The sequence below is a fragment of the Mycobacterium sp. 852014-52144_SCH5372336 genome (assembly GCF_001665615.1).
Classification (GTDB): domain Bacteria; phylum Actinomycetota; class Actinomycetes; order Mycobacteriales; family Mycobacteriaceae; genus Mycobacterium; species Mycobacterium neumannii_A.
Map to the genome: position 1 here is coordinate 1 of NZ_LZSW01000058.1, position 541 is coordinate 541.

At 69.7% G+C, this 541-nt stretch carries 1 protein-coding gene; it reads left to right on the top strand.

All coding sequences use genetic code 11. The features are described from left to right. The coding region (locus tag A5759_RS19910) for an HNH endonuclease signature motif containing protein (RefSeq protein ID WP_156616979.1) at positions 1–541 on the top strand (541 nt) is incomplete at both ends.

The following is a 541-nucleotide window of genomic DNA, read 5'->3' on the forward strand; positions in this document are numbered from 1 at the left end:
TGCCCGCGTTGGAGGCCGCCAAGTTCGACGCCGCCCTGCAGTCACACCGCGACGCGCTGATCAACGAACACCTGCGCGACCATGGCCCCGACACCGACGGCGACACCCACGAACGCCGCGAGCGGCTCGGTGATCTGCGGCGCCAACCGCCGTTTCCCAGCCTGGGTGATGCGTTCATGCGCCTGGTGGACACCGGCTGGGACACCGAAGCCACCCGGCGCCCCCACGGCCAGCACACCACGGTGATCGTGCACCTCGACCTCGACAAGACCGCCGCCTGGCCCCATCTGGGCCCGGTCTTATCGGAGGCTGACCGGCAGTTGTTGTTGTGTGACACCGGCTGTGAAGTCTGGCTCGAACGACACGGCCAACCCATCGGGGCCGGGCGCACCACACGGGTGATCAGCCGACGCCTACGCCGAGCCCTCGAGCACCGCGACCGCACCTGCCGAGTGCCCGGCTGCGGGGCCACCCGCGGACTGCACGCTCATCACCTCGTGCACTGGGAAGACGGCGGGCCCACCGAACTGGACAACCTGGT